General features: G+C 48.7%; 16 protein-coding genes and 1 pseudogene. 4 read left to right on the top strand and 13 right to left on the bottom strand.

Annotation, left to right across the window (positions count from 1 at the left end):
- Nucleotides 1-3: 3 nt before the first annotated feature.
- The 4 genes and pseudogenes from G5S52_RS12340 to G5S52_RS12325 all read right to left on the bottom strand — a co-directional run bounded on the left by G5S52_RS12340 (nucleotide 4) and on the right by G5S52_RS12325 (nucleotide 4,940).
- On the bottom strand, nucleotides 4-969 hold the full coding sequence (locus tag G5S52_RS12340; RefSeq protein ID WP_165013925.1) for a GTPase family protein: 966 nt from the start codon (nucleotides 967-969) through the stop codon (nucleotides 4-6).
- Nucleotides 970-1,475: 506 nt separating this feature from the next.
- Nucleotides 1,476-2,507, bottom strand: coding sequence for a GTPase family protein (locus tag G5S52_RS12335; RefSeq protein ID WP_165013923.1), 1,032 nt, complete (start codon nucleotides 2,505-2,507; stop codon nucleotides 1,476-1,478).
- 231 nt (nucleotides 2,508-2,738) lie between these two features.
- Nucleotides 2,739-3,166, bottom strand: a pseudogene (locus G5S52_RS12330) (Sbal_3080 family lipoprotein).
- 82 nt (nucleotides 3,167-3,248) lie between these two features.
- Nucleotides 3,249-4,940: an amidohydrolase gene (locus G5S52_RS12325; RefSeq protein WP_165013920.1), complete on the bottom strand. Its 1,692-nt coding sequence runs from the start codon at nucleotides 4,938-4,940 to the stop codon at nucleotides 3,249-3,251.
- 210 nt (nucleotides 4,941-5,150) lie between these two features.
- Between G5S52_RS12325 and G5S52_RS12320 the strand changes: the two genes are divergently transcribed.
- On the top strand, nucleotides 5,151-5,591 hold the full coding sequence (locus G5S52_RS12320) for a MarR family winged helix-turn-helix transcriptional regulator (protein ID WP_165013916.1): 441 nt from the start codon (nucleotides 5,151-5,153) through the stop codon (nucleotides 5,589-5,591).
- 50 nt (nucleotides 5,592-5,641) lie between these two features.
- On the opposite strand, the gene G5S52_RS12315 is transcribed toward G5S52_RS12320, so the two are convergent.
- The 7 genes from G5S52_RS12315 to malX form a co-directional block, all read right to left on the bottom strand.
- Entirely contained in the window at nucleotides 5,642-6,751 is a 1,110-nt protein-coding gene (locus tag G5S52_RS12315) for a porin (RefSeq protein ID WP_165013914.1), read from the bottom strand.
- Nucleotides 6,752-6,766: 15 nt separating this feature from the next.
- The gene (locus G5S52_RS12310; protein WP_165013912.1) at nucleotides 6,767-7,528 is read right to left on the bottom strand and encodes a hypothetical protein; all 762 of its coding nucleotides are present in this window, start codon (nucleotides 7,526-7,528) and stop codon (nucleotides 6,767-6,769) included.
- Between the two features lie 207 nt (nucleotides 7,529-7,735).
- Entirely contained in the window at nucleotides 7,736-10,864 is a 3,129-nt protein-coding gene (locus tag G5S52_RS12305) for an efflux RND transporter permease subunit (protein ID WP_165013910.1), read from the bottom strand.
- An 11-nt stretch (nucleotides 10,865-10,875) separates the two neighbouring features.
- The gene (locus G5S52_RS12300; RefSeq protein WP_165013908.1) at nucleotides 10,876-11,919 is read right to left on the bottom strand and encodes an efflux RND transporter periplasmic adaptor subunit; all 1,044 of its coding nucleotides are present in this window, start codon (nucleotides 11,917-11,919) and stop codon (nucleotides 10,876-10,878) included.
- Nucleotides 11,920-11,939: 20 nt separating this feature from the next.
- Nucleotides 11,940-13,301: a TolC family outer membrane protein gene (locus G5S52_RS12295; protein ID WP_165013906.1), complete on the bottom strand. Its 1,362-nt coding sequence runs from the start codon at nucleotides 13,299-13,301 to the stop codon at nucleotides 11,940-11,942.
- Between the two features lie 241 nt (nucleotides 13,302-13,542).
- Nucleotides 13,543-14,715 (bottom strand): MalY/PatB family protein, encoded by a 1,173-nt coding sequence (locus G5S52_RS12290; protein WP_165013904.1) that lies wholly within the window; start codon nucleotides 14,713-14,715, stop codon nucleotides 13,543-13,545.
- A 75-nt stretch (nucleotides 14,716-14,790) separates the two neighbouring features.
- Nucleotides 14,791-16,371 (bottom strand): maltose/glucose-specific PTS transporter subunit IIBC, encoded by a 1,581-nt coding sequence (gene malX / locus G5S52_RS12285; RefSeq protein WP_165013902.1) that lies wholly within the window; start codon nucleotides 16,369-16,371, stop codon nucleotides 14,791-14,793.
- Nucleotides 16,372-16,701: 330 nt separating this feature from the next.
- On the opposite strand from malX, the gene malI reads away from it, so the two are divergent.
- The 3 genes from malI (at nucleotide 16,702) to G5S52_RS12270 (ending at nucleotide 19,758) form a co-directional block, all read left to right on the top strand.
- Nucleotides 16,702-17,718, top strand: a complete 1,017-nt coding sequence (gene malI, locus G5S52_RS12280) for a Mal regulon transcriptional regulator MalI (protein ID WP_165014018.1) — start codon at nucleotides 16,702-16,704, stop codon at nucleotides 17,716-17,718.
- Between the two features lie 61 nt (nucleotides 17,719-17,779).
- Nucleotides 17,780-18,862: a site-2 protease family protein gene (locus G5S52_RS12275; RefSeq protein WP_165013900.1), complete on the top strand. Its 1,083-nt coding sequence runs from the start codon at nucleotides 17,780-17,782 to the stop codon at nucleotides 18,860-18,862.
- A gap of 110 nt (nucleotides 18,863-18,972) precedes the next feature.
- On the top strand, nucleotides 18,973-19,758 hold the full coding sequence (locus tag G5S52_RS12270) for a class I SAM-dependent DNA methyltransferase (RefSeq protein WP_165013898.1): 786 nt from the start codon (nucleotides 18,973-18,975) through the stop codon (nucleotides 19,756-19,758).
- Between the two features lie 46 nt (nucleotides 19,759-19,804).
- On the opposite strand, the gene G5S52_RS12265 is transcribed toward G5S52_RS12270, so the two are convergent.
- Nucleotides 19,805-20,623, bottom strand: a complete 819-nt coding sequence (locus tag G5S52_RS12265) for a hypothetical protein (protein ID WP_165013896.1) — start codon at nucleotides 20,621-20,623, stop codon at nucleotides 19,805-19,807.
- A gap of 214 nt (nucleotides 20,624-20,837) precedes the next feature.
- Nucleotides 20,838-21,776, bottom strand: a complete 939-nt coding sequence (locus tag G5S52_RS12260) for a class I SAM-dependent methyltransferase (protein WP_165013894.1) — start codon at nucleotides 21,774-21,776, stop codon at nucleotides 20,838-20,840.
- Between the last annotated feature and the right edge of the window lie 228 nt (nucleotides 21,777-22,004).

The following is a 22,004-nucleotide window of genomic DNA, read 5'->3' as shown; positions in this document are numbered from 1 at the left end:
CGCTTAAGCCAGGTTCAGACGCTGACGCAGGTTACGACGAAGCAGATAACCTATTTCACGTCCCTGCTTGCCCATATACGCACCAAGCAATCCGCCAAATCGTGCGCCGCCACGCGAGCCTTCGTAGATAGAATCAAACAGGGTGTTTTCCACTTCCACTACGTAATTCATACGGTCATCGCTATCAAACCATGCCAGCGATTGCTTGTTAAGTGGCGTGTCGACCAAGGTGATTTTTTTCTCTGCTGGCAGTTTTGCCACGATTTGGTTCAGCAACTTAATGGTGTTGAACGGACGACGGCCTTCGCCGTTTGAGCGCTCAAAATCAGCCGCATAACAAACAGGGGCAATCTCGAGGCCAGACTCATCCAGCATGCAGTGACGAATCAAAGACGCCGTGCTTTCCGGCCAGATTTCCACTTCTGGTGACGGCGAATCGTTGAGGAAATCCCACTCGTAGCTGTGACTGGCAATATCCACCTTGTTCAGTCCAACCACCAGACGGTTATCAAATTCATCGCCTAATGCTGGCACTATCACATCACAAATCAGTCTATAGCCTTGGTTAAGGTTGCGCTCCGCAGCGTCTAGCACCACAACCACCATATCGATAAGCGGGTTACCCTCGGCATCGCTTTCGCTCAAGGTCGAACCAATCTGCATATCCAGCATTTTGTCGTGCTGCTCATCACCGTTGTGACCAGGGTAGTCCCACACAACCAGATTGCCGTTTTGAAAACGGGTAATACCGGAAGAAGCATTGAACTCTTCAGTCAGGTTATCGCCAAACACCGCTCTGATGGTGGCGGTTTTACCGACACCTTTGGGGCCGGCAACCATAATGTTTAATGGCTGATCTTCCAGCTCATGCAGACGCAGTTGCAAGGTGGACTTTTTGAACTCGTCCACCAATGAAGAGTGGCTGATGTCCCAGGCCAGTTGTTGAGAAAATGACTTGCTGTTTTGCATGGGTATGTCCTCGGTAAATACTTCCTATACCCAAGCGTTTTTCACGCCAGCGACTTCCTGTCAGCTTGGGTATTACCATTCACGTAACCAATTTATCATCTGCAACTATACGCAATGCACAAGTGGCGATTTGTCTCGCTCTTGATAGCATTTAACAATTTGTTTACTTAGGGAATGATGTGCGGTTTGAAGCTAATGAAACTAGGGAAGTTAAGGGCTCACGAAGTTATGAGCCCTTTTGGAGATTTATATGGAAATAATACCCAAACAACCTGAAGATGCAGAATTCAGCGAGATTGACTGGCGTTGTGATCGCGGCGTTCCTTTGCAGGTGTAGTCACCTCCATCAAAAAGGAACAACAAAGAGCACGGCGTCAGTCAACTCGCCCGGAGGGAGGGCCTCAATGCGCCCACTTCGTCGTTAAATTCCACGGAAATAGAACCACTATTCCTCGCGAAATTTGCCTCGAATTGAACGCATTGATGACCTCTGAATACAAGTATCTTCAGGTTATTTGGGTATGCAATTGACTGCGGATTTCGTCTGAAACAATGTTTCCAAGCGCACGGCCATGACGCCCCAAAAACGCACCTAGCTGACCACCGAAACGATCACCATCGTGCGCGCCAAGATGGATGGCATCGAAGCAGGCATTTTCAATGAGCTGCAGATACAGCAAGTTGTCATCATGCTCACGCCAGTGGTCATCCCCACGGCTGAGAACATGATTGAGCAAGGTCAGCGCTTTGTCTTCGGGTAAGATTTCCATCGTGCGGGCCAGAAGTTTTAGCAAGTTGAAAGGACGGCCACTTGGGGACTCTCCCGCTTCGGCACTGAAGGCCAAAGGACGGGTCTGAACACCTGCGTTGTCAATCAGTCGATACCGAAGCGTGGCTGCTGTGCAATCTAACCAGATCTCTGCATCCATCGGCATCACATCTTTTACGTACTCTCCACGAATGGCATGAGCAACTTTGTCGCACTTGCTGAAAAGCACCATCAATCGACCATCAGCGTTTCTGCCCATCATAGGGATGATCGTGCGGCAGATATCAAGGTAACTATCGTCAATATTGCTGGAGGAGGCATCAAGCACCACCATGACCAGATCAATCAGTGGTTTGTTGTGGTCATCGGTTTCAGACAATAGCGCAGACAGTTCCTGTATTAGCGGCTTAGATTCTGGGCTGTAGTCCGGAAGGTTGGCTTCCCAAAGCGTCACTCGGTTGAGCTCTGTACGCTGAATCTCGTTGGCCGGGCGAGACCAATCCCTTTCTCCAAACATCGCTGAAAGCATGGCAGATTTGCCTGTTTGAGGCGAGCCGAGCACGAGAACGTTTAATGATTCATCGGCGAGCACCTGAAGGCGGCGCTTCAATCTCGCTTTGTACCCATGTTCCATTTCAACACTGTTTTCGACCTGGCTAAGCACGCGGTCAAAGAAGATATAGTCGGGCGTAGGTGAATTGGCATTCTCATCTTTTAAGGCGCTCAGTTTTTTGAACAACTGACTATCGACATAGTGGTTTCCCTGCATGGTGGTGGTTCTCCTCTTCAATCAGATTCACAACGGAACCATCCACCACTATATGCATGAAATGTCGTAACCAAGTGTCTCGCTGTTGATAGCAATCGATGATTTTCTACTTGAAGAATGCGGTAAGAATCGGTCGCTAAAAAGCTGCAGGCGAGAAAAAGCCCGCAATTGCGGGCTTTTTCTTCAGTACTCTCCGGCGCTCAACTTCTGTTGCGCTTCAGAAACGGTTATTCACCCAAACAATATATCCATCATGGCCTGAATACGTTTGTTGTCATCACCATACTTCGAGAATGTAGCGTGGTTCGGCGCTTTAAATTCTACTTCTCCCACTTGGGCATCATTCTTGTAGGCTTTGATTTTCGCATCAGCAACAAAGGTTCGGATGTCCCAACTCCAGCGGGAGATATATGTCAGGGTCAGTTCACTTGAATCAGGCGTGGTATTGGGTTTCGCCACTTTGCACTTTTTGCCTTCATCCATACACCACGTCAGCATGTTATCGAGAAACACACTGCGGGTCGCTGGATGCTCCACGATAGTAACTTCAGCGCTTTGCTTTGATTCGCTTCGCTGATTGGCGACGCTGTGTATTTGGGACCAGAGCAACCTGTGATGAAAACGCCAACTAGGATGATAAACAACAATCTTGCGGTCATTTTTCTTGCCTCTGCTTAAAACGAAAGGCCCGCTTGTTTGCAGGCCTTTCACGTGGATTATTTATTTCGTGCCACTTGTTACTTAACTTCTTTCGTAAACCACTCGGCCTTCGAAGATGGTGATTTCGACTTGAGTATCACGAATTGTATCTGGTTCTACTTTCAGCGGGTTGCGGTCGATAACAATCATATCAGCACGCTTACCTGGCTCCAACGAACCTGTCATGTCGTCTACACCAAACTGAATAGCGCCGTTGATAGTATAAGCTTCCAGTGCCTGCTGAACCGTGATCGCTTCAGAAGGGTTGAGTAAATTCCCGTCTTCTGTCACTCGGGTCACCGAGGTTTCAATGCCCAACCAAGGCAATGCCGGCGTTACAGGTGCATCGTTGTGGAGGCTGACTGGCAAACCCGCTTCAAACGCTGTGTTAACACGGAACATGTAGTCCTGAGCATGTTTCAGGAAGTACTGGTTCATGATTTGACCGCCCGCCCAGTAGGTATGGCCGATAATAAAGGTCGGTTCTACACCCAGCTCAGCCATACGCGCATATTGCTCTGGCGTTGAGATAGAAAGGTGAATCGCCTGACCTTTGAAGTTGGTGTCATCAATGCCTTCAGCTTTAGCACGCTCACGTGCATATTCCACCGCGTTTAGACCCATTTCCAGACTAAGATTGCCATTCGCATGGAATGAGTAGTTCACACCGTTCAGCACAGAGTTCCATGCCACATCGTTAAACATTTCCTGCGTGCCCCAAGGCGCCAGTTTGTTGTGCTTGTAGGCATCGTTCTGGTATTCCAGATCCGTGTAAATGTTGCCGCCGTGGACTGCGCCATCCAGCCACATCTTGGTCTGGCTGATCCAAACCTTGTCAGTTTCGAAATCCGCGCGGTTGCTCAGGATATCCAGATAGCCATCTGCATTGGTTACGCCAACAGCGACACGGACATTAAAGTTTTCATCCAAAGACGCTTCAGACAGGACTTTCAGGTTATCAACGTTATCGGCACCGATATCAGAAACCGTGGTAAAGCCTTGTGATGCCGCTTTGTGGGTTGCTTTTACTGCGGTGTCTAAGCGTGGTCCCGGATAGCTGCCAATAGCTTCCAGTACGGCATACAGACCGCTGATTTCTCCTGTCAATTCACCGTTTTCATCTTTCACATAGGCACTGTCACGAGGTGGCTCTTTGTCCTTGGTAATGCCTTTAAGCTCCATGCCTTTGCTGTTGTACCAACCACCATGACCTTGCATGGCAACGAATACTGGCGTGTCCGGGAACAGAGCATCGCGTTCTTCCAACGTTGGAACACGGCCGTGTTTACCTGCATCCCAACCAAGGCCAATCACCCAGCCCGGCATAAATGCGTTGTCTTCCGCAAGAGGCTGGCCCGCCGCGAAGATTTCCAACATCTTGTCGAAATCAGGCTCAGCCTGATAGCTCATATCGAGGAAGTCCATCATCGCCGCTTCCATCATGATGTGGTGATGGGTTTCTACCAAACCAGGCATCAGCGTCTTGCCCTGAAGGTCAAAAATGGTGTGGTTGTTCCACTCTTTCTGAAGATCAGACAGGCTACCCACTGCGACAATATCTTCACCAACCACCACCACCGCTTCTGCGTTAGGTGCCGCTTTGTTCATGGTCAGGATGTCGCCATTGGTGTAAATCACGGCTTCAGGCCCTGCTACTTCGTTATCTTTTGTACAACCCGCCGTCGCCAGAATTGCCGCTATTGGTAGTAGTTTGAACAGTTTATTTTTATTCATTGGATACCTGCATAAGAGCTTTAACGATTTGTTTAAATTCTAAAGATCTGGCAGTTTTTGAAAATCGCTCTAATTTTCAGTCATAAAGAATCCGAGGCATCTGAAAAGTCAGCACTCGACTATGTCACTGATTGCATCTTTGATCTCGAAATCACATAGCACTTAATAACTTTGATATCATCTCGGCGATAGTGATAAGTAAGGAACAACATGAACATCAGTAATGCATACAAGATGTATCGCGTCATTCTTGAGCTTAAAGACATTGTGTTGGCGGTTTACCCAGGCAAGGTGTCACTCAACGAGTTTTTCGTGTTGCAGCACATCAGTTTCAACACTGACGGATGCACACAGTATGAGCTGGCCAAAGCGATGAGACTGAACACTTCCCGAATCAATGCTTCGGTGAAGAAGTTAGTGACCGATGAGATGGTCACCATTGAGCAGATTGATGAAGATTCTGCACGGGTGAAAAAGCGTGTCGCCATAACAGAACAGGGCCAGGCATTGATCGACGAATATCACGCCCGTTCAAATAAGCTTTACCAGAAAGCGCTGGAAAACCTCGGCTACACCGATGATGAACAACAGGAGCAGAAAAAGGCAGAGTTCGAAAAGTCATTGACTGCCATGTTCATCAGCATTGACTGATTTGGAAAAGAAAGAAAAAGCCACCTTGGTGGCTTTTTTCGTTTAGAAGTTCAATCGGAAGGCAAGATAGAAGAAGTCTTCTTGTTTTTGCCTGATTCAGAACCGATCTCATCTGCATTTCTGAAGCTGTATTCGCCAATCAAACGCATCTTTGGTGATAGGAAATAGTGAGCATCAAACACAATGTCATTGATCATCTTGTCGCCATACACATCATTTTTCTGCATGAAATAGCCCGCACGAAGATCCAGCTTATCGAACCCTGTCCAACGCACCATGGTTTCCAAACCTTTGTTGGTACCCAGATCTTGCAACGTCCCATCAAGCTTGTCTTCGGAATAGATAAAGGACGTACCAAAGTCAGCATAATAATACTCTGCACCTATACCCCAGAAGGTGTAACTATCGGCATCATTGTCCGCGCGATCCGCAGCATAGGTTTTCTGGAACGCGACGACTGGCTTCACATGACTGAGTTCAGACAGGGTAAAGTTGTAGCTCAGCGCACCATTGAACCCCTTATCTACCCCAGTATCACTGAACACGCCAGAATCCATGATGTAACCAGTGGAGAAGGTCAGTCCGCCAATTTTATGCCCGTACTCAATAGTGTTGTCCTGACGGGTTACACCAGATGCGCTTGTATCAATCATTGATGCGCGCGATGCAATGGTTTCACCACCGCCGTTAAAGGCAAAAAAGTCTGTCAGGTTCACCAGCTCTAACAAGCCAGAACCTACACGGCCCACAGAGACCTTTCCGTATTCTTTTGAATCAATACCTGCAAACACATAGCGTGGCATCAGCTCGTTTTTCTTGTTATCCATTCCCACCACGGCTTCTTTGGAGCTGATATCAAACTCCATAATACCGAAAGCGGTCAGGTCATGATCAATCGGTTGATAGGTCTGAGCACCCAATCGCGCATCTAACCAGCCAATTGTGTCTTGAGATGGGAGCGCACCATCGCGGGTTTGAATATTGCTCACATTATATTGCAGACGACCCGTTACAAACGTTTTTGGTGGGGGAACTTCAGCTAATTGGATTTCTTCTACCTCGATAATGTCTTGCTCAGGGTTTTCTTGAATACCATCAGCAAATGCCATCACAGGAAATAGCGCAAAAGGGATTAAGATTTTCTTATTAATATTTGTCATTGTATTCAAACCTAATTAGAAGAAGTAACGAAGGCCCATATAAACCTGCGAGTCATCAGATTTAATGGCGGCAAGGTCATTGGCTTTCATTTCAGACTGACCGTAGTCAAGGCGGGTATTGACCCATAACTTTCTGCTCGTTGTGATTGGAGCATTCAAAGACAACTTTGCGCTGGCTTTAGTCAGGGTAAGGCCATAACCCGTGAGCTTTTGGTATTCTGGCCAGAGCAGGATAAACGCCCCTGTATCACCAATTTGGTGTGTCGCTGCCAGAGCAAGGCTGACTCCATCAACCTGTGCTTTGTGGTCAGAAATTTTGATGTCCCCGTCTACATAGGCAGCAATAGGAAAAACCATAAAGCCTGGTGTATACAAAGGATTAACACCCACCACAGTCCCAACCGCAGCCAGGTTGGTGGTGACTGAATCAGTTTTTTGATGAATGTAATCAAGCGACACTCCAAACGAAGGAATAAAGCGGTTGTTTGCATCTAGGACATGAAAATACTGCGCGCGGGAGTCGCGGTAATTCAGGCCGAACTTGTTATCTGCGTCTTCGCCTTTCGCGCCAAACGTCGCCTCACCCAAAAACGCAAATTTGTGCCCATTGTCATATCCGCCACTGACCATAGTGACTGGCTTTAACGTGGAGTCCCCTCCCACTAAAAAAGCAGCTTGGGTGTAAACATTGGTCAGGTCGGAAGGATCAATATTCTGCGCCATTGCAGTGGCAGAACATCCCGCGACTAATAGTGATAAGAGCAACCGTTTCTTCATCTCAACCTCATTGGATGGTGTTCACTTCCCGAAAATATTCGGGGAGTTTTTTAAGGTTGAGTTCACTCTATCAACGGGAGAAAAACGCCGAAATGACGTGTTTTTCGACCATTATTTTTTTTAGCTATTGGTGGAAGACTTCTAGGGGCTGTTGGAGAGTTGAAATAAAAAATGCCGGGGATTAACCCGGCATTTTTCTGGTATTTTTTAAACCGTAGCTGCTATTTGAGGCGCCTTTTTCAACTTCTCCCTCAGTCGCTGGAAGATGGCGTAGAACCCCGGCGTGATGATGGTACCTAAAGCCAGAATACATAGGATGCCGCCCAGCAAAGCGATACCCATATTGTTCTGAGCCACAGCACCGGCACCTGATGCCAGAGCCATTGGCAACACACCCAGAATGAATGACCAGGACGTCATGTTCACGGCACGGAAACGCATGGTTCCGCCAAGAATGGCTGCCGTTTCGATGTCCTTGCCTTCGCTCTCACGCTTCAGTTTCGCAAATTCAACGATAAGGATGGAGTTTCTTGCCGCCATGGAGATCAAAAGTACCAGACCAATCTGTGCGTAAAGGGTGATTGGCATACCTGCCAGGTACAAACCGACCATGGTTCCCACCGCAGCCATCGGTGCGGCAATGATGATCACCACAGGCAATGCCCATGATTCATACTGCGCCACCAAAAACAGGTAGATAAAGACCAATGCCGCCACCAATGCAATGGCGATGGTATTCCCTGCCGTTTTTTCCTGAAGTGCCATAGAAGTCCACTCATAGCTGTAGCCTTCGGGCAGCACTTCATTTGCCACACGCTCCATGGCTGCGATTGCCTGACCGGATGAGTATCCCGGCGCAACGCCCACGAACATCTTGGTCGCAGAAAGCATGTTGTAGGTATTGGTGACATCCGCATCCAGCTTTGGCTCCAGTGTTGCCAGTGCTGACAATGGAATCATCTCTCCTGCCGCAGAGCGAACATGGATACGTGAGATATCCTCTACATCTGCCCTTTGCTCCGTTTTCGCCTGCAAGAAGGTGTAGTAGGTGCGGCCAAACATCGAGAAATCGTTCACGCGTGAGCCCGCCAAGTAAGTCATCAGTGTTTCGTTGATCACCGAAACAGGAATGCCGTACTGACGCGCTTTTTCGCGGTCGATATCAATGTAGTAATGAGGAACGTTGGCGCGAAATAGCGAGAACACACCCTGCAACTCTGGCGCTTGGTTTGCTGCCATCATCAATTGGAATGTTGCAGCTGCCAGATCTGCTTTTGTACCGCCAGCCCTGTCTTGCAGCATGAACTCCAGGTTTTCACCCTGCCCTACACCCGGAATTGCCGGTGGCGCAATTGCCATCGCCATGCCTTCCTTGAGTGAGGCCATCGTCATGTTCAGGCGCGCTGCTACAGCGTTCACATCGTTCTGACCATCAAGTGCTTTGCGCTCTTCCCATGGTTTCAGGTTCACAAAGAAGGTCGCTGAATTCGGCTGGAAGGACATAGACAGTGCCGCAAAGCCTGTTGCTCCGCCCACTTCCTGAACGGCCGGATCAGCCAGCATGATCTCTTGCAGGTCATCGACAAAGGCTTGCGTTCTGGCGCGGGATGCGCCGTCCGGTAAGGTCGCGACTGCCAGCATGTTGCCCTTATCTTCCCTTTCAACAAACGCTGTAGGAATCGAGCTTCCCAGCATCACCATTGCTGCTAAGGTGCCACCAAACACCGAAAACAATACAACCGCTTTGCGGACAACCAAGGTCACCATCTTGCCGTAAGCTGCTGTAATGCGCTCGAAGCCTCGATTGAACGCGATGAACCAAGCGGGTTGCTTCTCCACGCGGCGCATGAAGATGGCACAAAGCGCAGGAGACAGGGTAAGTGCGTTAATGCCTGAAATCACCAGTGCGATGCAGATGGTCAAGCCAAACTGCGCAAACATCTGACCCGTAATCCCTGGCAACATAGAAACAGGTAGGAAGACTGCCAGCATGACCAGCGTAGAGGCAACGATTGGACCCGTCACTTCTTCCATCGACTTCAATGTGGCTTCAGTTGGCGTCAGGTCCTTGTTCTCACGAAGAATTCGTTCAACATTTTCGATAACCAGAATTGCGTTATCAACCACAATACCAATCGCCAGAATCAGGCCAAACAGTGTGATGGTATTGATGGTGAAGCCCAACAGATCCATGAAGAAGAATGAACCCACCAGAGAAACAGGAATCGCCGCTATAGGTACGATGGTTGCGCGCCAATCACCAAGAAAGATGAAGGTGACGATCACCACCAGAACCACTGCAATCACCAGCGTTTCAACGATGTCTGAGATGGAATCTTCAACAAATGTGGTCATATCAAACGGCAGGTTGTATTGCACGTCGTAAGGGTAGTCAGTGCTTTCCAATAAGGCTTTCACCTGCTCACCGGTTTCCAACGCATTGGCACCCGGCGCCAGCGTGATGTACATCAACGCCGATTCGGCCTTGTTGTAGAAAGTCGCCGCGTTGTAATGCGCATCACCCAGCTCAATCTCAGCGAGATCGTTGAGGTAGATGTTGGAACCGTCAGGCGCCGTTTTCACCATAATATTGGCGAACTCGTGAATTTCATTGAGACGGCCTTTGGTTAGCAACGGGATTTGCTTTTGCGTGTCATCAAGGTGCGGGCCTGCGCCAACCGCGCCAACTGGCATTTGAAGGTTCTGGTCACGAAGGGCAAGGCGAACTTCATTGGTGGTCACGTTCAGCGCAGCCATCTTGTCGACATCCAACCAAATACGCATACCGTAGGTCGGCCCAAGAAGCACAGCTTCAGATACGCCTCCGATACGGGTCAGTTCATCAATCAGGTTGATTTCCGTCCAGTTGTTCAGGAGGGTCTCATCAAACGTCCCGTTGGGTGAGCTAACCGCTACAGCCATTAAGAAGTCCGGGGCCGCTTTGTTCACACGCACACCAAACTGGTTAACGATATCCGGCAGGCTGCGGGAAGCCGTGGCTACCCGGTTTTGCACCATGACCTGCGCCTGATCGAGATCAGTACCAATTTCGAACGTCACCTGGAGCATATAGGTGCCATCGTTCGCCGCGCGGCCACTCATGTAGAGCATGTTATCGACGCCATTAATCTCGGCTTCGATAGGTTTAGCCACCACTTCTTCAATGGTCTCGGCACTCGCGCCAGGGTAAACCGCGATCACGTTGATCATAGGTGGCGTAATATCTGGGTATTCCGACACCGGCATGGTCTTGATGGAGATAAGCCCCACCAGCATCATGACAATCGAGATAACAAAAGCAAATTTGGGTCTGCTAATAAAAAACTTACTCAGCATAGGCGGTCACCTTACTCCTCGCTCACAACCACTGGTACATCAGGACGCACGCGCAGCAAACCTGCGGTGATCACTCGCTCACCCGCTTCAATACCATTGCTGACAAACACGTTAGTGCCTTGACGCTCCAGCACTTCAATCGCACGGCGCTCTGCCTTGCCATCATTGACGACATAAACGAACTGTTCAGTCAGCGCTTGTTGAACTGAAGCTTGAGGGATCCATACGCCATCGAAAAAAGCGGCATTGTTTAAAGAGACACGAACAACCTGATTTGGAAATAGCGCAAGGTCCTCGTTATCGAACGTCGCCGCCACTTTGATGGTGCCACTGGCAGGGTTAATTTTGTTATCAACAAACTTCAAGCCACCCTGTTGACCAGTTTCCTCAAGCAAAAATGAAATGGGCCCCTGATGTTTTGCCTTCTGCTGTTGATACTCATCATGACTTACTGAAAAGGTCGCCGTGATAGGATGAATTTTGACAATATCAGTGATCGGCCCGGATGCTGGAGTGATCATGTCGCCGCGGGAGAAGTTACTGCGACCCAAACGACCATCGTAGGGGGCACGGATTTTGGTGTAAGACAGGTCATCCCGCGCTTTGTTTGCAGCCGCTTCCGCCACCGCGACATTCGCCAAGGAAACCGTCAATTCAGCCGTGGAATCGTCAAGATTTGACTGCGTTGCGCCGCCGTTGTCCTGCAATGCTTTCACACGCTTGTGCGACAGCTCAACGCGGGCCAGCGCCGCTTTCGCTTTTTCGAGGTTAGCCTCTGCAATCGCCAATGCTTGCTGATACGGAACAGGGTCAATTTCAAACAACACGTCCCCTTCGTTTACCCAGGCACCGTCACTAAAGTGTTGCTTCATCAAATAACCCGAAATGCGTGTCATCAACTTGGCGTGTTCAGCCGCTTCAAGCTTGGCAACATAAGATTGGGTTGGTGTAAATTGTGCGTGCTCTGTCGTCATCGCATCAACCTGTACACCTTGTGCCAGCGCTAAACCGGGAAACAACAGGCTGGCAAGCAGAAGATTTTTATTCATTTTCATCGTCTTAATCACTCCTAACTTTATAATTCGCGCTTGAGGCTGGCGTTTAAGCCATGGATATCATCGACAGCTAACTCACCTGCCACGAACTTGAGCATTAGGCTATTGATGATGAAGTTATACTTCGCTTGATTGACTTGGTTTTGGGCTTGGAAATAGCGGGTATTGGCATCCAACACCTCGGTCATGGTGCGTGTACCAACTTCATGCCCTTTTTCGATGGCTTTAAGGGCAGCTTCAGCAGAAATAAGGCTTTGTTGATGAGCTTTCAGTGCATGTAAGGAAGCCGTCGCAAAGCGCTCTGCCTGGTTGATTTGCTCCGTCACACTCCTGAAGGTTTGTTCCTGCACACTCTGCGCCAGTACTAAGCCTTCTTTTGCTATATCCACCTGAGCCGAGGTGCGACCACCTGTGTACAGCGGCAAATTCGCAGCAATACCGACTTCCACCTCAGTGAGATTGTCCAGCTTGCCATCTTCAATTTTGTTGCCACCCAAATGGGTAATATCCATGAGCAGTTCTTGATTCACACCGCCAAACAGGACAACGGTTGGCTTGTGGCCACTTTGCGCCAGCGCTATCTGTTGTTTGGCAATGTCCATAGCCTGAGTTGCCATTCGTAGGTCATGGTTCTGAGCTTGGGCTTTTTGCTGCCACAGCAGCAGGTTGTCGTTTGCAGGCTGCTTAGGAGAGAAGAGCGCATTATCAATCGGATACACGCCGGAGAACTGCTTTCCCGTTAATGTATAAAGGGCATCAAGGCTGTTTTCATACATGGCACGGGTTTGAATAATGTTCGCATTGGCCATGTCATATTTTGCCTGCGCTTCCCAGTGGTCCAAATCGCTGGCAAGGCCCAGTTCAACACGCATCGTGGTTTGTTTGTTCATTTCTTCGATGGTGTTCAGGTTGGCTTCCGCAACAGAAAGCGCATCACTGGCGCGCAGCACATCGAAGTAAGCAGTAGATGTTCTCAACACCAGCGAAGACTCTGCTTTCTCCACTAAGAGCGCAACTTTGGAGGCATCCTGCTTGGCAATATCAACGCTAAGCTTGGCCGCTGGTGTATAAATTGCCTGAGTTAACTTTGCGCCAACACCCACACTGTTTCCTGAGCCGCCAATCGTCGCATCAACACCTCGATGGTCATGTAAGTGGCCCGCATTAAAGTAAGCATGGATTTGAGGCAACAGGTTTGCAAAAGCCAGATCAATGCTTTCGTTTGCCATGTTCGCCTGGGCATTAACCTGGGAAAGTAGGGGGTCGTTGGAAAGAGCGAGTTGGTGAAGTTGTTTCAAGTCTACGGTTTCTGCCAGAACAGATCCCGAAGCCAGCGCGCCCATCATCAATGAAGTAAATAGCTTTGTTCGCCGATAGTTCATAGAGCCTGCTTATTGTTATGAGAAGAATTCCTGCTGAGGGAAAGGGATGTCCACCATCCCCAACAGGAATCTTCACTAAATATTCAGGCTTTCTCTATGACGCTTTTTTGCATCATTAAAATTTTGAGTGATTGAGGTTATGCAGGCAGAAAGGGAATAATCAAGGCTCTTCGAAAAGCATCTACTTCCGATTTTCTCCTTATCTCTACGAGATTTGCGCCACAGATTGTGGCGCTTTTTTTTAAGGTCGCTGACGCTTTATTGCCTCAATCAACGCTTTCAATCCCGCTTCCACTTTCGAGCGCGGACAGCCCAGATTCAGGCGGACATACCCTTTGCCCGACTCCCCATAAACACTGCCATCCATAATGGCGACATTGAAGTGTTCAATCAGATCACTTTGTAACTTCTGCATATCAAGGTTTAGCGGCGACAAATCAATCCACGCCAAATACGTCGCATCAGGCACCACGTAGTTGAGTTCTGGGAACATGCTGAGTGTGTCACGCACAATCCCGTGACTATCACGCACATAAGCATTCAATGCGTTGAGCCACTCTTCACCGTGATTGTAGGCGGCCATCATCCCTATCACGCCGAGAATAGAAGGCGATGACAGCCCATCCACTTCTTTCAGTTTGAACAGGTAATCATTACGCGCTTTGTCTTCGGCAATAAACGCGTAAGCGCCGTTCAAAGCCGGAATGTTGAAAGACTTGGAAGCTGAGGTCACCAGCGCCCAACGCTGCGTCATGCCAAAGCCTGTCCAAGGAGTATGAGCTTTGAAGGCGACATCCATATGGATTTCGTCGGAGATCAGCGCCACATCGTGCTCATCGCAAAGCGTTGCGATGCGCTGCAATTCATCTTTTTGCCAAACACGACCGGTTGGGTTGTGTGGGCTGCACAGCAGGAAAATCGTGGTATCGGCTTCTGCCAATTGCGCTTCCAGCAAGTTCCAGTCTATTTCCCAGCCGGATGCTGTTTTGACGAGTGGGTTTCGCACACAGCGACGCCCTGCCCCTTCCACCAACTTGTCGAATGCATCATATGCTGGCGTTTGAAAGACTACGCCATCGCCCGCGTGGCTCCACGTTTCAATCAGCTTGGCGATGATGTAAATCACTGAGGGGCCGTAAACGATGGTGTCTTTGTCGATTTGCACATCGAAGCGGCGTTGATACCAGCTTTCAATCGCGCCTTTAAAGTCATCGTGATTCCAGCGCGAATAGCCCAAAACAGGATGTTCCAAGCGCGCTTTCAGGGCTTCCATCACAGGTGCTGGCGCTGCGAAGTCCATGTCTGAAATCGTGAATGGCAGCAGCCCTGCTTTGCCGAATCTGTCCTGCACATAGTCCCATTGAGTGCAGTAGGTGCCCATGCGGTCAATTGGGGTGTCAAAATTAAATGTCATGTGTGCCTTCTTGTCGTACACAAACAGGAAAACCCCCGACTTATTGAGTTGCGGGGGTTTAGGGGGAACAAGTTATCAGCTTGCCGTTGCGGTCATCAGCGCCTGCATTTCATTTTTCACCAGATGAACCTGAGTACCAATCACGACTTGCAGGTTGTGAGCATCCAGCTTCACCACACCCAGCGCACCGTATGATTTCAGCTTGTCAGCATCTACCAGTTCCATGTTGTCGACAGACAGACGCAGGCGGGTAATGCAGTTGTCCAGCGCGGTGATGTTCTCTTTACCGCCAAGTGCTGCCAGAATCGCTGCACCTTTACCAGATTCGTTGATGAAAGCCGCTTCCAGCTCAGAGTCTACTTCCGCGGTGTCCACTTCACGGCCCGGGGTTTTCAGGTTGAACTTGGTAATCGCGAACTTGAACACGGTGTAGTAAACCGAAAACCACGCGCCTGCCACCATTGGAACCAGATACCACTTGGTTGCTGTGCCTTGCAGAACACCAAACACCAGGAAGTCGATGATGTTGCCGTCGGTGTTACCGATAGTCACATCCAGCAGACCCATAACCATGAAGCCAAGGCCAGTCAGGATAGCGTGGATGAAGTACAGAGCCGGTGCCACGAACAGGAACAGGAATTCCAGAGGCTCTGTGATACCGCCGACCACACACGCCACGACACCAGAGATCAGTAGCGCTTTAATCTTGCTGCGGTTTTCAGGTTTCGCACAGTGGTACATTGCCAGTGCTGCACCCGGCAGACCACCAAGGAATGCTGGCATCTTGCCTTGGGACAGGAATGCGGTCACTTCAGGGCTGAAGCCGTTGGTATCTGCACACGCCAGTTCAGAGTAGAAAATGTTCAGCGCGCCAGAGACTGTCTGACCACACACTTCCATGGTGCCGCCCGCTTCAGTAAAGCGGATCAGTGCAACCAGAATGTGGTGAAGACCAACAGGCAACAGTAGACGCTCACCAGTACCGAACAGGAACGGACCGAACGCGCCAGCACCTGCAATCAAGTTACCGATACCGTTGATGCCAGCAGCAAAGTAAGGCCATACGAATGGGATCAGTACACCCACAACACCCAGCGTAATTGCTGAAATGATAGGAACGAAACGTGCGCCACCAAAGAACGCCAGTGCATCCGGCATCTTGAAGGTGTAGAAACGCTGGTGCAGTTTGGCGACGATGATACCTACCATCACAGCACCCAGAATACCGGTGTCGATAGATTCAATGCCGATAATGCTCTTCACGCCGTAGGCTTTGCGTTCCAGTTCGTCACCCAGCACGCCGTTCACGGTCAGGAAGAAGTTGATCGCCAGGTTAAACGCGGCATAACCCACGAAACCCGCAAAGGCTGCGACGCCTTTTTCTTCTCGTGCCAGACCCAGCGGAATCGCAATCGCGAACATCACTGGCAGATAGATGAATGCCACCAAGCCAATCTTGGTCATCCACATAAACAGGTATTGAAGCAGGGTGTTATCTAAGAAAGGGATCGCTTCGCGGATGGCATTACTCGACAGCGAGCTACCCACACCGAGCAAAATACCTGAGAACGCCAACAGCGCAACAGGCAACATAAAGGTTTTACCAAGACTTTGGAGGAATTCCCACATGGTGGTTTTGGTGGCTTTCTTCGTCATTACAACTCTCCGAATTATGAGCATATGACTGGTGTGGAGTCCTCAACCAAAGCATGAATCGGTTGTCTGCCCCACACACGGGACTATGTGTTTTCGCCGCTCATATTAGGGAAACAAAATTTTGGTAAAACGTTTTATCAAAACATTTGTGATCTGCGCATCGATGCTTAATCCACAAATTTGATCAGGTTTAAATAATGGGAATTTGGCAGTATCCTTTCTTGGTAAAACGTTTTACTAATGTCACGCTAACCCATATTCAAACGACATGAGGATGCACGCTGAATCCTGCATTTTCACGTCGTCTGGTTATTAAGTATCAAATAAGGAATTCACTTGAAGAAAGTGACGATCACGGATGTCGCTGAGCACGCAGGCGTCTCAGTCACCACGGTCTCAATGGTGTTGGGCAACAAAGGGCGTATCTCTCCGGATACGGCGGATAAGGTCAACAAAGCCGTGACTGAACTTGGCTATGTCCGAAACCGTGCTGCTGCTAACCTTCGCTCTAACAGCAGCGAAATTGTTGGTCTGATCCTGAAAGACATCAGTGACCCTTACTACGCGCAAGTCGCTGCCGGGCTTTGCGAAGAAACCGAAAAACAAGGCTACATGGTGTTTCTGGCGCAAAGTGGCGATGCTGAAAAATTTGAACAGTGCATGCTGACCATGGCACGTCAGGGTGTTGGCGGCATTGCTTTCTGTCCGACCAATGAAAACCAGCAGGTTGATGCGGATGTGCTCAAAGCGCATAACTTGCCGTTGGTGTGTATCTCCCGCGCATCGGTCAATCACCAGATTGATTACGTCGGGCCGGATAACGCCAGTGCGGCGAAAATGGCGACGGAATACCTGATTGAACAAGGTCATCGTCGCATTGCTTACGTCGGCGGGAAAAGCAGTTCACTTTGTCGCGCTGAACGCGTGGGAGGTTATTGCAGCACGCTAATGCAGTTTGGTTTGCCGTTTAAACCTGAATGGGTGGTGGAATGTGAACCCGGTCAGGCACCCGCCGCAAAAGCGGTCGAAGCATTGCTTGCCAGCCATCCGCAAATCAGCGCGGTACTTTGCCATTATTCGTCAACGGCAGTCGGCGCGGTACAAGGCGTTCACCGACTTGGCAGAGACGTCGGGAACGACACCATCTTCAACAAAGAAATCTCCATCGTAGGTTTTGATGCCGTTCAAGAGGCGGAACTCACCGAGCCGCCCATCGTATTTGTGAATTCAGATGCCAAAGAGATTGGGCGACAAGCCGCAAAACGCTTGATTGAGCAGTTAGAGAAAAGTGATTCCGCCCCGCGCAAAATCATCGTCGCTCCTTCACTAACCAATCTCCCTACTTAGAGAAATCCGGCGCTAATGCTGGTACATTAGCGCCAACGTTTTCTGATGAAGCACTAACACTTTGGAACTATTCAACATCACCTGTCTCGGTAAGCCTCTGCGTCTTGAAGGATCGCTGGCGGGCTGGCAAGCACTTTACTGGGACAACCAACTCGTTTCTCAACTCGCCGCAAGCGCCGATAACGACGGCGAGAAAGTCCACACTTTCCAACTGACGGCCAACGACCAAATCATTACCGTCGATGTATCTTCCAGCCTCAGTTGGCAGCCATTCAACATCGACTACAAAGTGGCGGTAGACGGAGAAGTGGTGGAATCTGGCTCGCGCAATGAAAAAGACATCGAGCGACAACAGCCGGAAGTTAAACCCCAAGCCAAACAGAAATTCAGCCTGATTGGTCTGGCATCACTGGGCTTGAAACTCTTCAAGAGTGCCAAAGTCATCAAAGTAGTACTCGCGGGCGCAAGTGTCGCTGCCTATTCCTGGCTGTTTTCCTGGCAATTCGCCTTGGCCTTGATTGCTTGCCTTGTGGTGCATGAATACGGCCATATCCGCGCCATGAAATACTTTGGCATGAAAACCAAAGGCATTTACCTTATCCCGTTTATGGGCGGATTGGCGCTTTCGGATGAGAAGATAAATACGCGCTGGCAGGATGTGGTGATTTCCATCATGGGACCAACCTTCGGCCTGTTTATGTCTTTGGCAGCGCTCGTGGCTTACTGGGTAACAGGGAATGTGTTTTTTGCCGGTCTCGCAACCTTTAATGCGCTATTAAACTTGTTCAACCTGCTACCGATTTTGCCCCTTGATGGCGGACACATCCTCAAAAGCATCAGCTTTTCGATGAACAGCGTTGCGGGCTTGGTAGCCTGTATTGCTGGTGCGGCGGTGGGCGTATATGTCAGTTATGCATTCGGATTGGCCCTGCTTGGCTTCCTGTTGCTGATTGGTAGTGCTGAAATTATCTTCGAATGGAAATACCGTCATCACTCACATCTGTTGCCGCTGAGCCGCTACGGTCAAATCTTCAGTACCGTGTGGTACTTCTCAACGGTTGCCGCTTTGGTTGGCGTGATTATCTATTTCGCAACCAAAGACGATGAAATGTTGGCATTGCCGCTGTTGATTCTGCAGAGCTAACTGAAAGCACTCCTCATAAAGCGCCAGCCATTGCTGGCGTTTTTTCTTTCCAGCCTCAGTACAAATTCATGATGTGATTTATATCGCGCTAAAATGAAAACCGATGTACGATGCGCCACCTTTTTCATTTCGGTGTGTTTTACGTGATTACTCCATCATCAAATGCGCTGTATACAGATCTCTCGGGTTATTACGATCTGATGTGCGCAGACATTAACTATCAGTCTCAAAGTGACTGTGTGCGCAGACTTCATCAACTGTTTGGTAACCAAGGGAAACGTCACCTGGATCTGGCGTGTGGTACTGGCCCACATATTCGCTATTTTATTGATACCGGCTTCTCGAGCGATGGTCTTGATCTGAACCAGCCAATGCTGGATCAAGCGAAACTGCGCTGTCCAGAAGCACAATTCTCGCTGCAGAATATGTGTGAGTTTGTGGTGGATGCGCCTTATGACCTCATCACCTGTTTTCTTTATTCAATCCACTACAGTGGCAATCTCGAAAACCTGAGCGCTTGTATTCGCAGTGCTCACGCAGCTCTGAAGCCTGGCGGTGTGTTCTGCTTTAACGCCGTTGAGAAGAACCTGATCAACAATAACTCTTTCGTGCGCCATATTGTTCAGCACGAAGGCAGTGAGTTTGCATTTAAGTCAGGCTGGTTCTATTCCGGTGAAGGCGACAAACAAGCACTGAAACTCAGCATCGAAAAGACCACGGACAAGATGACCGAAGAATGGCATGACGACCACCCAATGGTCGCCGTTAGCTTCAACGAGTTAAAAGATCTGCTTGAACCATACTTTGAAGTCACTGTGTTTGAACACGACTACGAAAAGCTGGAGATGTGGAACACCACGTCAGGCAATGCCATTTTCGTATGTGTAAAGCGATAAGCTAAATCATGATAGAAAAGGCCGGATTGAATCCGGCCTTTTTTGATTAGATTGGATTGCCGTTGATGGTGGCAGAAACAAGCCTATCAGAACCAGTAAATTGATCACCATCGCTGGTTGTAATCATTGAATCTTCTCGGATCATCAAGCCGTTTCCAACGCCAATATACTGGGTGTATTCAGTGGTTGCAGAGGTTCCGTCGGAGGAGGTACTGTTATAGGTCAAAACCATCACACATGTGTCAAATGTCCCGGCTGGTACTGTGACTCTCTCCGTTCTAAGGAATTCAAATGAATACTCGGCTGAGCTAGTTTCATTACCGTCAATCTGCTCTGTTACTGTGGGATAGCTTTTTGTCTCTCCCAACGCAATGTCGTAGTCGAGAAGCAAACCACTGGGATGATAGGTAAATTCCTCGCCATCGAGAAGTTGACCTAATGTCGTGACACTTTTCGCTGACGTATCGGCCAAAATATAGTATGTACTTGTCGAACTACCAGACGTAATGCTTTGTTCAAAAACATCAGAATAACCACGATATGAAGTAACTCGAGTTACCTCAGTCGTTTCTGAATAATTTGGTAATTGAGTTCCTCCATCGCGTCGCTCTAACTCAGTTGAAACAATGGTTCCCACTTGATAAAAAGTTTCATTAAAACAAGCGGAGGAATTAGTCGGGCTAGGTATTTCTTCTTCATCATTTGGTACCTGCGGTGCAACAGGATCATCAGGTGTTTCGGAGCTTTCAGTACCGCCATCTATTTCCTGTCCACCATTGTTTCCAGAATCATGTTCTCCGCCGCGACTATCTCCACATCCTCCTAAAAATAGTGCGACACTTAAAAACAATAGACACGACTTCATACTTCATTCTCCAACTGCAATCCATGGGCAGAATGCCCTTCGCAAGCAAAATACACTTCGATTCTATCGACCGTATTTCTGAGAATTTGTATTGAAAACAAGACGAAATATAAATAGAAAAACAACAAGCCCAAATATGCTCTTTAAAGCTGAGCTACTGCACACTTTTAAATATCAATAAAATAGGAAAGCGCTTTCTTTCTGATGACAATTTTTATTGAGCACCTTTGTAATGAGCCACTATCTCCGCATTACCAATTGAACGTTCCGACTTGGAACCAAGAAAAAACACGCCATTGGCTGCATCTACATTGTATTTTTCAGGGATCAAACGGTCGAACAGCATCACCCAAAACAGCGAAAGCTTGATTGCTTTCCCTGCCCAGTGCGAGCGGAAAAGTCCACTGAAGAAACCTTCAAGCGCCCACAATAACTGCGTACCTGCCCCGGAACAGACTCCTGACTTAACCAAGCTGAACTGACGGAATAACAAACGGTGTCCACTTTCGGTAAAACGCATGAAATCGTAGGGGCCTTCATGGACGTGCTGTAAAAAAGGGGTTTCCGCATACACCAAACCATTGGGTTTCAGTACACGATGGATTTCAGAGACAACCATTCCCGGATCCATAACATGCTCTAGCACGGCTTGAATGATCACAGCGTCGAAACTGTTGTCGCTCAATGGAATACAATGAGCATCAGCCACAAATTGAACGTTTGGAGACGCGTAAACATCAAAAGAAACTAATTCGATATTCTCGTCTTCATAAAAGCGTTCCATGCCTTCACCAATAGTACCTCCCCCTATTATCAACACGCGTGGCTTTCTGCGTAACTCAAACAGTGTGGATATTAGCGTGTCTACATTCTTCTTCGTTACACCGGAAGGTGGCGAAACCAGGCGCTTCATCACCTTCATTGCACCAGAATAGGTGTGTCGTGTTACAGCGGAAGCATCAGATGACAATTGCCATCCCAACCCTTTGCAGCGTTCAGAACACAACAAAATCGGGTAACCTCCCACTACTTCGTAGTGTATGTCCCCCGTGCTTGACGCCACCTTGGCGTTTTGATCGTCCAATTTATCAAGCTCAGCGCCACTACGCGGACAGCGCAACAGTGCTAAAACTTCTTTTTGATCCAAAAGCATTATTAGCCCTAATCCCTTACTGCAAAATACTAAGCGTTTGAACCTTTTGTCTAAGTCTAAAAAATCTGAACTTTTAGCATTTCATTATTATGTGATAGACCTTATAGATTTTATGGTAAAGGATCTAGGGATAATCATCCTTTAATAAAAAATAGGACTTAAAGACTAAACAATCCCCATACACAAAGAAAGGAATAGTTGTAGAAAGGATGTATACAATTGAGAGGA

The organism is Grimontia sedimenti, assembly GCF_011045095.1.
In the GTDB taxonomy this organism is placed as follows: domain Bacteria; phylum Pseudomonadota; class Gammaproteobacteria; order Enterobacterales; family Vibrionaceae; genus Enterovibrio; species Enterovibrio sedimenti.
Note: the sequence above shows the minus strand (reverse complement) of the source record. Positions and strands in the feature narration are given on the sequence as shown.